General features: G+C 71.5%; 11 protein-coding genes. 3 read left to right on the forward strand and 8 right to left on the reverse strand.

Going from position 1 to position 11,702, the window contains the following annotated elements:
* Positions 1-156: 156 nt before the first annotated feature.
* The 8 genes from ACFVRO_RS00005 to ACFVRO_RS00040 form a co-directional block, all read right to left on the reverse strand.
* Positions 157-627, reverse strand: a complete 471-nt coding sequence (locus ACFVRO_RS00005) for a carboxymuconolactone decarboxylase family protein (RefSeq protein ID WP_386947871.1) — start codon at positions 625-627, stop codon at positions 157-159.
* Positions 628-681: 54 nt separating this feature from the next.
* On the reverse strand, positions 682-1,317 hold the full coding sequence (locus tag ACFVRO_RS00010) for a response regulator (RefSeq protein ID WP_386947874.1): 636 nt from the start codon (positions 1,315-1,317) through the stop codon (positions 682-684).
* Complete coding sequence (locus tag ACFVRO_RS00015; RefSeq protein ID WP_386947877.1) at positions 1,314-2,501, reverse strand: sensor histidine kinase; 1,188 nt, start codon at positions 2,499-2,501, stop codon at positions 1,314-1,316. Before ACFVRO_RS00015 ends, ACFVRO_RS00010 begins: the two co-directional genes overlap by 4 nt.
* A 151-nt stretch (positions 2,502-2,652) precedes the next feature.
* The gene (locus tag ACFVRO_RS00020; protein WP_386947880.1) at positions 2,653-3,444 is read right to left on the reverse strand and encodes a class I SAM-dependent methyltransferase; all 792 of its coding nucleotides are present in this window, start codon (positions 3,442-3,444) and stop codon (positions 2,653-2,655) included.
* A 46-nt stretch (positions 3,445-3,490) separates the two neighbouring features.
* Positions 3,491-4,633, reverse strand: coding sequence for an AMP-binding protein (locus ACFVRO_RS00025; protein WP_386947882.1), 1,143 nt, complete (start codon positions 4,631-4,633; stop codon positions 3,491-3,493).
* Positions 4,634-4,715: 82 nt separating this feature from the next.
* Positions 4,716-5,627, reverse strand: a complete 912-nt coding sequence (locus ACFVRO_RS00030) for a 1,4-dihydroxy-2-naphthoyl-CoA synthase (protein WP_105676036.1) — start codon at positions 5,625-5,627, stop codon at positions 4,716-4,718.
* An 83-nt stretch (positions 5,628-5,710) separates the two neighbouring features.
* Positions 5,711-6,697 carry a permease prefix domain 1-containing protein gene (locus tag ACFVRO_RS00035; protein WP_386947885.1) on the reverse strand — a complete coding sequence of 329 codons (987 nt, stop codon included), beginning with the start codon at positions 6,695-6,697 and terminating at the stop codon, positions 5,711-5,713.
* A 1-nt stretch (position 6,698) separates the two neighbouring features.
* Positions 6,699-7,031 (reverse strand): PadR family transcriptional regulator, encoded by a 333-nt coding sequence (locus ACFVRO_RS00040; RefSeq protein ID WP_105676085.1) that lies wholly within the window; start codon positions 7,029-7,031, stop codon positions 6,699-6,701.
* A gap of 109 nt (positions 7,032-7,140) precedes the next feature.
* On the opposite strand from ACFVRO_RS00040, the gene ACFVRO_RS00045 reads away from it, so the two are divergent.
* The 3 genes from ACFVRO_RS00045 (at position 7,141) to ACFVRO_RS00055 (ending at position 11,677) form a co-directional block, all read left to right on the forward strand.
* On the forward strand, positions 7,141-8,154 hold the full coding sequence (locus tag ACFVRO_RS00045; protein ID WP_386947888.1) for a GNAT family N-acetyltransferase: 1,014 nt from the start codon (positions 7,141-7,143) through the stop codon (positions 8,152-8,154).
* 77 nt (positions 8,155-8,231) lie between these two features.
* On the forward strand, positions 8,232-8,780 hold the full coding sequence (locus tag ACFVRO_RS00050; protein WP_223587023.1) for a hypothetical protein: 549 nt from the start codon (positions 8,232-8,234) through the stop codon (positions 8,778-8,780).
* Complete coding sequence (locus ACFVRO_RS00055) at positions 8,777-11,677, forward strand: ATP-binding cassette domain-containing protein (protein ID WP_386947891.1); 2,901 nt, start codon at positions 8,777-8,779, stop codon at positions 11,675-11,677. The genes ACFVRO_RS00050 and ACFVRO_RS00055 overlap by 4 nt, the downstream gene beginning before the upstream one ends.
* Positions 11,678-11,702 lie beyond the last annotated feature (25 nt).

An 11,702-nucleotide genomic window follows, 5' to 3' on the forward strand; every position in this document is an offset into this window, starting at 1 on the left:
CTTCGAGTCATTTTCGTTGTCTCACGCCGCCGCGTCGCCCCTGCGGCGCAACCGCCACCATCCCCACGTGTTTTTCCAAGTCACCCCACAAGCATCTGTGGCCTTCACCCCACACAAGCGTCTGTGGCCTTCATCCCGCACAAGCGCCTGTGGCCGTCACCCCACCCAGGCGTGCGTCGACACCCCGACCGCGTTCCAGGCGTTGATCGTGACGATGAGCGCCACGAGCGCCCCCAGCTCCTCGGTCGAGAAGACGGCGGCGGCCGCATCCCAGTCAGCATCGGGGACGTGCGTCTCCGACGTCCTCGTGATGCTCTCGGTCAGCGCGAGAGCGGCGCGATCGCGGGCGGTGAACAGCGGGGACTCGCGCCACACCGCGACCGCGTTGATCCGCTGCGGGGTGTCGCCCGCCGTGAGGGCATCGCCGGAGTGCAGCTCGACGCAGTAGCTGCAGCCGTTCAGCTGGGAGGCTCTGAGACGCACCAGCTCGCGCAGACGGCTCTCGAAGCCCACCGCGTCGAGCTCGCGGACCATCGCGTTGTCGAGATGGGCGAGCGCCCGGGAGAAATGCGGGGCGACGGTGTCGATGTCGAGGCGGACGGGGATCGGGACGAGAGGTTCTGTCATGACGACAGCATCCTCCCGCCCGCCGACATTCGGCGCCCAGGACCGCGGATCGGGTCAGGTGAGCCCGTGCTCGAACGCGAACACGACGAGCTGCACCCGGTCGCGCAGGGAGAGCTTGGTGAGGATCCTGCTGATGTGCGTCTTCACGGTCGCCTCGCTGAGGTACTCGCGCGCGGCGATCTCGGAGTTCGAGAGGCCCCTCGCCGCGAGCGCGAAGATCTCCCTCTCCCGATCGGTGAGGTCGGCGTACTGCGCGGGGACGGGCTTGGGAGCCTCGGCGAAGTGCGCGAAGAGATCACGGGTGGCGGATGCCGCGATCACGCTCGACCCTCCGTGCACGGTGCGGATCGCCGCGAGCAGGAACTCGGGGTCGGCGTCCTTCAGGAGGAACCCGCTGGCCCCTTGACGGATGGCTCTGGCCGCCGCCTCGTCGAGGTCGAAGGTCGTCAGCATCACGATGCGAGGGGCGTCGGCCTGGGTGAGGATCTCGGCGGTGGCCGTGAGGCCGTCCATGACCGGCATCCGGATGTCCATCAGCACGACATCCGGGCGCGTGGCCCGCACGACGTCGATCGCCTCCCGCCCGTCGCCCGCCTCGCCCACGACGTCGAGGTCGGGCTGCGACGCGACGAGCATACGGATGCCGGCGCGGAACAGCGCCTGGTCATCGACGAGTACGACCCTGATCATGCGGCTCCTCCGATGGGAAGCGAGGCGCGCACGACGAACCGTTCGCCCTCCTGCCCCGCCTGAAGGCTACCGCCCACGAGCTGGGCGCGCTCACGCATTCCGATGACGCCGTGGCCGCCCCCGAGCGGCGCGGTCTCCTTCTCGAAGGCGTTGGCGACGACGACGTCGACGCGGTCGGGGAGCCACGCGAGCCGCACGTCGACCGCGCCGTCTCCGTGTCGGATGGCGTTCGTGAGCGCCTCCTGCAGGATCCGGTAGACGGCGAGCTGGATCGCCCCCGGCGGCTCCCCCGGAGGCATCGGATCGACGGTGATGCGCGGTTCGACGCCCGCCTGACGCACCTGTGCGAAGAGCGTCTCGAGGTCGGCGAGGGTCGGCTGAGGGCCGTCTCCCTGCCGATGCCGCAGCTGGGTGAGGAGCAGCCGCACGTCCGACAGCGCCCCGCGAGCCGTCTGCGCGATCGTGCTCAGCGCCTCGGTCGCCATCTCGGGTTTCACCGCCGCCGCATACCGCGCGCCGTCGGCCTGCGCGATCACGACGGCCAGCGAGTGCGCCACGATGTCGTGCATGTCGCGCGCGATCCGCACGCGCTCCTGCTCCTCGGCCGCCAGCAGTTCGGCCTGGGCACGGGCGACCTGCGTCTCCCGTCCGTTCAGCACCACGCGCCAGAGGAGCCCCGTGCCCCAGGACATCACCATCGCGAGCACGAAGACGGAGGCCATCAGCGAGCCGATCAGCGCCGCGCGCATGGTGCTCGCGGCATCCGTCAGCAGCTCTCCCGACCAGATGACCGCGAAGTACAGGCCGCCGATGATCCCGCCGCCCAGCGCCGAGACGCCGCCGATCCAGAGGATCCGCCGCGTGCCCCACGCGGCCGTCGCGAAGAGCACCACGAGGATGCCCGCGTCATAGGCGCTCGGAGGCAGCCCTGCCGCCATCTGCACGACGGCGCCGAACCAGGCGACGCCGATCGCGAGGGTGGGAGACAGACGGCTGATCGCCGCGGCACCCCACAGGATGAGGCCGACGATGACGTACATCACGACGGCCACCGGCTCCGCGCCGATCCACGCGCTGAGCCAGCTGGAGCCGGCGATGAACGTCAGCGGGGTGGTGACGACGAAGCCGAAGACGGCGCCGATGATGTCGACGACGAGCCAGGCTCGGGAGACGGGGCGGAACACCCTCCTACGGTACGGGGCCGCGCCAGGACGCCGCATCCGTCTGCGGATGTATCCGGCGAGCCGCGTTCACAACTCCTCAAGACTCCGATGTTCGGGCGCCGCGAAGACGCCGTCGCCGCATCCCGGCCCGATTCTTGAGGAGCTGTGAACCTCAGGCGCGCGCGATGATCTCCCCGTGCGGCACGAGGAACCAGCCGTCGCCGTCGTCGGCCCAGCGATGCCAGGCCTCGCTGATGCCGCGCAGCTCTGCATCGGTCGCCATGCCACTGTCGAGCAGCTGACGGGTCAGCGCGGACTCCAGGATGCGGTCGGCCCACATGCCGCCCCACCACGCCCGATCCTCGGGGTTCGCGTAGCACCAGGTGGATGCCGTCGCCGTGACGTCGACGAATCCGGCGGCGCGCGCCCACGACAGCAGACGTCGCCCGGCGTCCGGCTCGCCACCGTTGGCCTGCGCCGCGCGCCGGTACAGGTCGAGCCAGCGGTCGAGCTCCGGCAGCATCGGGAACCAGTGGAAGCCCGCGTAGTCGGCGTCCCGCGCCGCGACGACGCCGCCGGGCACGGTGACCCTGCGCATCTCCCGCAGCGCCTGCACCGGGTCACCGACGTGCTGCAGCACCTGGTGCGCGTGCACCACGTCGAAGCTGTCGTCGGCGAAGCTCAGGGCGTGCACGTCCTCGACCGAGAAGTCGATGTTCGCGACGCCCCGGCTCTCCGCGAGCCCGCGCGACAGCCCCAGGGCGTTCTCGTCGATCTCCGTGGCCGTGACGCGGGCCACGAGTCCGGCGAAGTCGACCGTGATCGATCCGGGACCGGCCCCGACGTCGAGGAGCCGCGTCGACGGGGTGAGGTGCGGGCGGAGGTACTCGGCGGAGTTCGAGATGTCGCGGCTGCTGTGGGAGCGGAGGACGGACGAGTGGTGTCCATGCGTGTACGTGGCCATGCTCCAGTCTGGCACCTGCCGGGGACCGCGCCCGCCACGGCGACGATCAGCGCAGCTCGGAGACGGCCTTGCGGATCGACTCGCGGTCGGGCTTGCCCGAGGTCAGGACGTCGAGCTCGTCGACGAGGATGAGCCGCGCGGGGCGCGCGTGCCTGCCGAGCTCGTCGGCGACGGCATCCCTCGCGTGGGCGAGCTGCTCGGACTCGCTGCGGCGGAGCGCTTCACCGCGGGCGGCGACGATGACGGACGCCTCGCCCCAGCGCTCGTCCGCGACGCCGACGACGACGGCGCCGCTGAGTCCGGGGACGCGCCGGACGATCCGCTCGACCCGGTCGAGGGAGATGTTGATGCCTCCGGACACGATCACATTGTCCGCCCGACCGTGCACCCGCACGATGCCGTCCTCCACCAGTCCGAGGTCGCCGGTGCGGTACCAGCGGATGCCGTGCTCGTCTCGGGTGAAGGCGCGGGCGGTGAGCTCCTCGTCTCCGAGGTAGCCGTCGGCGAGCATGGGGCCGGCGATGTGCAGCTCTCCGTCGACGGAGCGGACGGCGACCGTGTCGAGGGGCTCGCCGTCGTACACGCAGCCCCCGCTCGTCTCGCTCGATCCGTAGGTGCGGACCAGGCGCGCGCCGAGCTCTCCCGCACGGTCGCGGAGCGGCTCCGGCAGCGCCTGACCGCCGACCAGGATGGCGCGGTAGGCCTGCAGCGCCGCACGGACGGGGGTGCTCTCCGCGGCGTCCAGCAGCGTCGCGAGCTGCGCGGGCACGAGGGAGGTGTAGAGCCTCTCCTCCCCCGTTCGCAGCATGGACAGCGTGGTCTGGGCGAACGTCTCCGCCGAGAACCGCCCCTCGAGCACGGCGGGCTCGGTGCCGGCGACGACGGAGCGGACGAGCACCTGGAGCCCGGCCACATAGGTCGCGGGGAGGGCGAGCAGCCAGCGTCCGCTGCCGATCCGCGACCCGGTGGCCTCGGCGCTGGAACGCAGCGCCTCCCCGCTCAGGACCACCCGCTTCGGGATGCCGCTCGACCCGGAGGTCGCGATGACCGCGGCCGTGCCGTCGGGCACGCGCTCAGGGGCCCCGTCGAGCATGCCGAATCCCAGAGCGGGTCCGCCGTCGAGCGCCCGGGCCAGCGCCTCACGCAGCGCGACCGGGTCGTCGGCATCCGTGGGACTGAGCGCGATCATCGGTCACCCCGCCGAGCACGGGGCTTCTCCCCCACGATGCCGGGGTGGAGAGGGTCGAAGATCGTCGAGACCATGAGCGGGATCAGTAGTGATACGGGAAGGACGACCAGTCGGGAGCGCGCTTCTCGAGGAAGGAGTCGCGGCCCTCCACGGCCTCGTCCGTGCCGTAGGCGAGACGGGTCGCCTCCCCCGCGAACACCTGCTGGCCGACGAGTCCGTCGTCGACGGCGTTGAAGGCGAACTTCAGCATGCGGATCGCGGTCGGCGACTTGGTGAGCACCGTCCTGGCCATCGCGAGCGCTTCGCGCTCCAGCTCCGCGTGCGGCACGACGCGGTTGACCGCGCCCATCTCGTACGCGCGCTGCGCCGAGTACTCCTCGGCGAGGAAGAACACCTCGCGCGCGATCTTCTGGCCCGTCTGCCGCGCCATGTACGCCGAGCCGTATCCCGCGTCGAAGCTGCCGACGTCGGCATCCGTCTGCTTGAAGCGCGCCTCCTCGGCCGATGCCACCGAGAGGTCGCACACGACGTGCAGCGAGTGCCCGCCCCCCGCGGCCCACCCGGGGATGACCGCGATGACGACCTTGGGCATGAAGCGGATGAGCCGCTGCACCTCGAGGATGTGCAGCCGCCCGCCTCGTGCGGAGTCGTGCACGGTGGTCTCTGAATCGGAGTACTTGTAGCCGTCGCGTCCGCGGATGCGCTGGTCGCCGCCGGAGCAGAACGCCCAGCCGCCGTCCTTCGGGCTGGGGCCGTTGCCCGTGAGCAGCACGGCTCCGATGCGCGGGTCCTGTCGGGCGATGTCGAGGGCGCGGTACAGCTCGTCGACCGTGTGCGGACGGAACGCGTTGCGCACCTCTGGCCGGTTGAACGCGATGCGCGCGACCCCGCCGTCGTGCGTGACGTGCGCCGTGATGTCGGTGTAGTCCTCGGCACCGGGCGCGAGCACCCACTCCTCGGGATCGAACAGGTCGGAGACGAAGGGTGTGGTCACGGCATCCAGCCTATTCCCGTGGCCGCGTGGACATGCGGAAGGCGCTGCTCCCCGGGGAACAGCGCCTTCCGCCGTGGATGCCGTCAGCGGCGGCTGCGGCGGACGGTCTTGAGCCATCCGTCGACGATGTCCCACCCGACGCCGATCGCGACGCCGAACCCGAGGAGGACGGCGAGGATGCGGAAGACGCCGCCTTCGCCTGCGGCCCCGGCATCGCCGGCCGCGAACCCCTCCCCGCCCGCGGCGACGATGTACGAGAGGAAGTCCGGGTTGACGAGCTGCCCGCCCAGCAGAAGGACGAGCGTCCAGGCGAGGAAGGCCAGCGCCAGGACGGTGTTGACCAGGGCCAGCCCGGTGCTCCAGCCGCGACGGAACACGACGACGGCGAACACGGTCTCGGCCACGATGAGCGCGAACAGGACGCTGATGCCCCACGGCCACAGGGCCGGGTCGAGGATCGGCAGCGACTCACCGGGGACGAAGCCACGGAAGCGGTCCCAGAGCAGCGCACCGGCCGCGATGCCGAGGAAGACGAGCGAGGCGATCAGCTCGCTGCGCCCCACCCCGTCGTCGGTGATCTCGGGCAGCTTGTCGAGATCCCACTCGTCGATCGCCGTCGTGCTCCCGGTGCGCTCGAGGATGACGAACACGAGGGTCGTCCAGAAGCAGATGTGCATGATCGCGCCACCGGTCGCGACGATCGAGGTCGAGATGACCTCGCCCACAGCCGCGCCCGAGATCGTCTGCCCGAGGGCGACGGCGCCGAGCACGCACACCGGGACGATCGCCAGCAGCAGCTTCAGCAGCCGCCACCACGTGAGGTAGAAGCGCGGGCCGATCAGGTGCAGAGGACGATCCGCGTACCCGGCTGCGAGGATGCCGGGGTCGCCGAGCTCCGTGAGGACGGCGCGCTCTGCGTCATCCGGCGCCTCGCCCTGGTCGAGGCGCGCCTCGATCGCATCGGCGATGGAGGCTTCGAGCTCCGCCCGCACGTCGTCCTGCGTCTCGGGTCGCAGGCCCTTGATCGTGGCGGCGATGTAGCGCTCGGTGAGAGTGGCTGTCGTGGTCATGTCAGTTCTCCTCTGCGGTGAGGGCGGAGATCGCGGTGGTGAGCGATCGCCATTCGTCGGTGAGGGTGTCGGCGAGCCGGATGCCGGCATCCGAGGTGCGGTAGAACTTGCGGGGCCTGGCCTCTTCGGTGTTCCACTCGCTGGTGAGGTACTCCTGCTTCTCCAGCCTGCGGAGCAGCGGGTACAGCGTGTTCGCGTCGGTCGCGAAGCCGCGCGCCTCCAGCTCTTCGAGCAGTCCGTAGCCGTAGCCGGGCGTGCGCAGCAGCTGCAGGCAGGCAAGGACGACGGTGCCGCGCCGCAGTTCCTGCAGGTGCGTGTCGAGCGTCTCGTTCATGCCCATCACATTACTGTGCGTCACACACTATAGTCAAGCGCACATTGATGAGACTCCTCCTCTGCTCCCCACCTGCCGAGGCAGGAGAGGGGCCGGGTAGCGTGGAGGGATGAGTCTCGAGATCATCCGGATCGACCCTTTCGACGATGCGACGGTCGACGAGTGGTGGGACGCGTACGCCGCGGCCGAGCGCGCCGACCGCGCGAAGGGCACCCCGGTATGGACCCGCGAGGAGACCAGGCGCGAGCTGCAGCAGGACTCGTCGGCCGTGGAGCGGCGGACCTACCTGCTGCACGCGGACGGCGAGTGCGTCGGCGCCGCGAGCCTCGCGCTGCCCCTCAAGGACAACACGCACGTAGCGCACCTCGGCCTCGGGGTGCCGCCCCGTCATCGTCGTCGCGGCCACGGCTCGCAGGCACTGGCGTTCCTCGAAGGCGAGGCCGCGGCGGCCGGACGCACCACTGCGCAGTCCACGACGAGCTGGCTGTACGAGCTCGGACCTGACGGCGCCGGTTCACCGGGTCGCGAGTTCGCGCGTCGCCACGGCTACGCCCTCGCTCTCGGCGACGTGCAGAACCGACTGGAACTGCCCGTCGACCCCACGCTGCTCGACCGACTGCAGGTCGGAGTCCCCGATGAGGGCTACACGCTGCGGAGCTGGATCGGCCCGGTGCCCGACGAGGTGGTCGACGGCTGGGCGGCGCTGGAGGCGTCGGTCGAGACCGAGGCCCCCAGCGGCGAGCTCGACATCGAGCCGGCGACGCCGGACGTCGCCGACATCCGCGAGACCGAGGACCTGCTCGTGCTGCAGCGCCGCATCTCCTTCGGCACCGTCGCGCTGGCCCCGGACGGCACGGTCGCCGCCTACACGCAGATCGTGGTCTCGGGCGACGACGGCAACGCCTACCAGTGGGGCACGCTCGTGCGCCGTGAGGATCGAGGGCACCGGCTGGGAACGGCCGTCAAGATCGCGAACCTCAGGATGCTGCAGCACGAGTCACCGGGGACCCCCTGCGTGTACACGTACAACGCGGAGTCCAATGCGCACATGCTCGCCGTGAACACCCTGCTCGGCTTCCGCCCTCGGGAACGGATGGGCGAGCTGCAGAAGCGCCTAAGCTGAGGCCCCCGCGCGACAGGGCGCGGCCGAATGTGACACGACGGACGGGCGAGATGTCCCTGATTCCGTAGGGTGTAACGGTGACCCCGAAGACCCGCCACCTCGCCCTGTCCCTCGTCGCGGCATCCGCCCTGACACTCGCGTTGACCGCCTGTACGCCGCCGGCGCCCTCCTCCGAGCCCACGTCGTCGCCGTCGTCCTCGTCGACCGCGTCTGCTGAGTCGTGCGCCGGGGTGACCGTGGTCGTCGACACGGGCGACCTCGACGTCTCCGACGATCCCTCCTCCTCGGTCTGCGTCGACACGGACGGGAAGATCCTGGGGACGGATGCCGTCTCCGAAGCCGGGTTCACCACCGTCGGCACCACGACGTACCCCGACGACGTGATCTGCCGTGTGAACGGCGTGCCCGCCGAAGACACCGAGCTGACCGGCGACGACGGCGCCGCCTACCACGAGACCTGCGCCGACATGCCTCCGGCCGCCGCGTACTGGGGCCTGTGGGTCAAGCCCGCCGGCGGCACGTGGGACTACGCGCAGACGGGTCTCTCCGCCCTCGAGCTCAACCCCGGCGACAGCGTCGAGCTGCTCTTCACGCTGAACGGCGCTCCCGCCGCACCCGCGTCGTGAGCGATGCGGGCCGGCTCAGACTGAGACCCGGCCCGCTGCGCGCGGCGGCGGGGCTGGCGGCGGTGTTCGTCGTCGCCCGCATCCTCTATCGCGTGCTCTTCAACGGAGCCGCCGGCAGCGGCGTCGTGCTGCTCCCGCTGCCCGCGATCCGTCTCCCCGCGCCGTTCAGCTGGGTGACGCTCCTCGGCCCCGTGACGGTCGACGGACTCGCGGATGCCGCGCTGTCCGCACTGCCGATCGCCGCCGTCATCCTGCTGTTCGGGCTGCTGAACGCGGTCTTCGACGTGTCCAGAGCGTTCGGGCTGCTCGCGAGGCGCGGTCCGCTGCGCGGCATCGCCCGCGCTCTCGCCGTCGCCTGGTCCACGCTCCCCGGGCTCGGTCAGGCCGTGCGCACGGTGCACACCGCCCAGCGGCTGCGCGGCGAGAAGCCGGGACCGCGGATGCTGGTGCCGGTGCTCGAACGCACTCTCGAGCGCGCCGCCGCCGTCGCGAACGGGCTGGAGCTGCGCGGCTTCGGCGGCGATCCCGTCGACGGGGAGTGCACGAGCCCGGTCCGGCTGCAGGAGGCGGCGTTCGGGTTCGGCGACGACGCGGTGCTGACCGTGCCCGAGCTCGCCCTCGGCACCGGAGCGCTCACCGTCGTCACCGGACCGACCGGCTCGGGCAAGTCGACGCTGCTGCGCGGGCTCGCCGGCCTCGTGGACCACGTCGACGGGGGCTGGTCGACGGGCGTCGTCGAGGTCGCAGGCCGGGACCGACGGCGGATGCCGCCGCGCGACTCCTCGCGGCTGGTCGGCGTGGTGCTGCAGAACCCCCGTGAGGCGTTCTGCAGCGAGCTCGTCCGCGACGAGATCGGCCTGTCGCTGCAGCTGCGCGGCGTCGCCGCCGTGATCGTGAGCGCCCGCGTCGACGAGGTGATGGAGCGCCTGGACATCGCCGGCCTGCGGGACCGCTCCGTGCACACGCTCTCCGCGGGGGAGGCGACGATGGTCGCGATCGCCGCCGCGGTGATCGAGCAGCCGATCCTGCTGCTCGTGGATGAGCCGCTCGCCGATCTGGACGCAGAGGCGCGCGTGCGCGTCGTCGACGCTCTGGACGCCCTGGCGCACGAGGGCAGAGCCTGCGTGCTCGTCGCCGAGCACAGGACAGCCGCGTTCGACGGCGTCGCCGACGGGTGGCGGTCGATCGAGCAGGGCACGGTGTCGACGGGGTCCACCGAGCGCAGCATGACACCGAACATCGTCCTTCCGGAACCTGCACCGCACGGCACCGCGTCGGGCCCTCTCCCTCAGTCAGCGTCTCCGTCGCCTGTCCTCGCGGCGTCGCACGTCCGCATCGCCCACGGCGACGTCGTCGCGGTGCACGACGCCTCCCTCGCTCTCGGGAACGGCGAGATCGCCGCGCTGATCGGACCGAACGGCGCGGGCAAGTCGTCTCTGCTCACGGCCCTGGCCCTGCCGCCGCGCGGCCTGGAGGTCGTCGGCGCCCCCGTGCTCGTCCCGGACGCCTCCGACGATCTGTTCACGCGCGACACCGTCGCCGCCGAGTGCGCGCGGGCCGACCGCTCGGCGCAGCGGCACGGCATCCACTCCCCCACGTCCACGGCCGACCGATTCGCGGCATTCCTCAGCCTCGACGCCGCAGGTCTCGCAGAGCGGATGCCGCGGCATCCCCGAGATCTCTCCCTCGGCGAGCGCAGGTGCCTAGCGATCGCCCTGCAGCTCGCGCGCTCCCCCGAGGCGCTGATGATCGACGAGCCCACGCGGGGACTCGACTCCCGCGCCCGCGAGCAGGTGCGCTCCGCGCTGGAGCAGGCGGCGGATGCCGGCGCCGCCGTGCTCATGGCGACGCACGACGCCGATTTCGCGGCGGCACTCGGCGCGCGGGTGCTGCCGATGCGGGAGGGCATCGTCCCGGCATCCGTCGCAGCGCCGTCTCTGCCCTCTCTCGTCGAGCGGGCGGGCAAGAGCCGTGCATCGCAGATCGACACGGCGCTGCGCACGGATTCGCGAGCGGCGGATGCCGTGGCCGGCTCCCCCGCTCCGGCTCGCTCGCCCCGCGTGACCGGTGGGCGCGTGGCAGGGTCTGCCACTCCCCGTCCCGCCGCGCACTGGACACCGCTCACGCTTCTCGCCGCGAACCTCGTCGCCCTGGCATCCTTCACCTGGCCCTTCGTCGCCGCGGCGGTGCCCGCGCAGGCCGACGCGGCGGTCCCGTGGGTCGCTCTCGCCCTCGCGCCGATCGCCGTGGTCGTCGCCGTCGCGGCCCTCGACCAGACCGTGCGATCAGCGCACGTGCTCGCGTACCTCGGCGTGCTCGCGGCGATCGGCACGGCCCTGCGCATCGCGAGCACCGGCGTGGGCGGCGTCGAGGCCGTGTTCATCCTGCTCGTGCTCGCCGGTCGCGCCTTCGGCGCCCGGTTCGGCATGCTGCTCGGGGTGTCCACCATCCTGCTGTCGTCGACCGTGTTCGGCGGGTTCGGCCCATGGACGCCCTTCCAGATGTTCGCGTGCGCCTGGGTGGGAGCGGGAGCCGGGCTCCTCCCCCGCAGAGTCCGGGGCTGGGGCGAGATCGTGATGCTGTGCGCATACGGAGCCCTCGCCTCCTACCTGTTCGGCCTGCTGCTGAACCTGTGGTTCTGGCCCTTCGCGATCGGATCGGGCACGGCCATCTCCTACGCGCCGGGTGCGCCGATCGGGCAGAACCTCGGCAGCTTCCTGCTGTACTCGCTCGTCACCTCGAGCGCGGGCTGGGACACCCTGCGCGCGATCACGACGATCGTGGGCGTCGCGCTGATCGGCCGCCCCGTGCTCGCCGCCCTCCGCCGCGCGAAGCCCGTGGCGGCGAGGACTCCGAAGACGATCTCGCAAGTACCTTCACCCATCATTGGCAAATAGTCACCGGCACAGCGGTTCCAAGATC

It is taken from the genome of Microbacterium sp. NPDC057944 (assembly GCF_042887445.1).
In the GTDB taxonomy this organism is placed as follows: domain Bacteria; phylum Actinomycetota; class Actinomycetes; order Actinomycetales; family Microbacteriaceae; genus Microbacterium; species Microbacterium natoriense.

What these genes read in the sequence shown, in the direction of transcription:
- ACFVRO_RS00005 (WP_386947871.1), bottom strand. Translation starts at nt 627, where the DNA reads ATGACAGAACCTCTCGTCCCGATCCCCGTCCGCCTCGACATCGACACC.
- ACFVRO_RS00010 (WP_386947874.1), bottom strand. Translation starts at nt 1,317, where the DNA reads ATGATCAGGGTCGTACTCGTCGATGACCAGGCGCTGTTCCGCGCCGGC.
- ACFVRO_RS00020 (WP_386947880.1), bottom strand. Translation starts at nt 3,444, where the DNA reads ATGGCCACGTACACGCATGGACACCACTCGTCCGTCCTCCGCTCCCAC.
- ACFVRO_RS00025 (WP_386947882.1), bottom strand. Translation starts at nt 4,633, where the DNA reads ATGATCGCGCTCAGTCCCACGGATGCCGACGACCCGGTCGCGCTGCGT.
- ACFVRO_RS00035 (WP_386947885.1), bottom strand. Translation starts at nt 6,697, where the DNA reads ATGACCACGACAGCCACTCTCACCGAGCGCTACATCGCCGCCACGATC.
- ACFVRO_RS00040 (WP_105676085.1), bottom strand. Translation starts at nt 7,031, where the DNA reads ATGAACGAGACGCTCGACACGCACCTGCAGGAACTGCGGCGCGGCACC.
- ACFVRO_RS00045 (WP_386947888.1), top strand. Translation starts at nt 7,141, where the DNA reads ATGAGTCTCGAGATCATCCGGATCGACCCTTTCGACGATGCGACGGTC.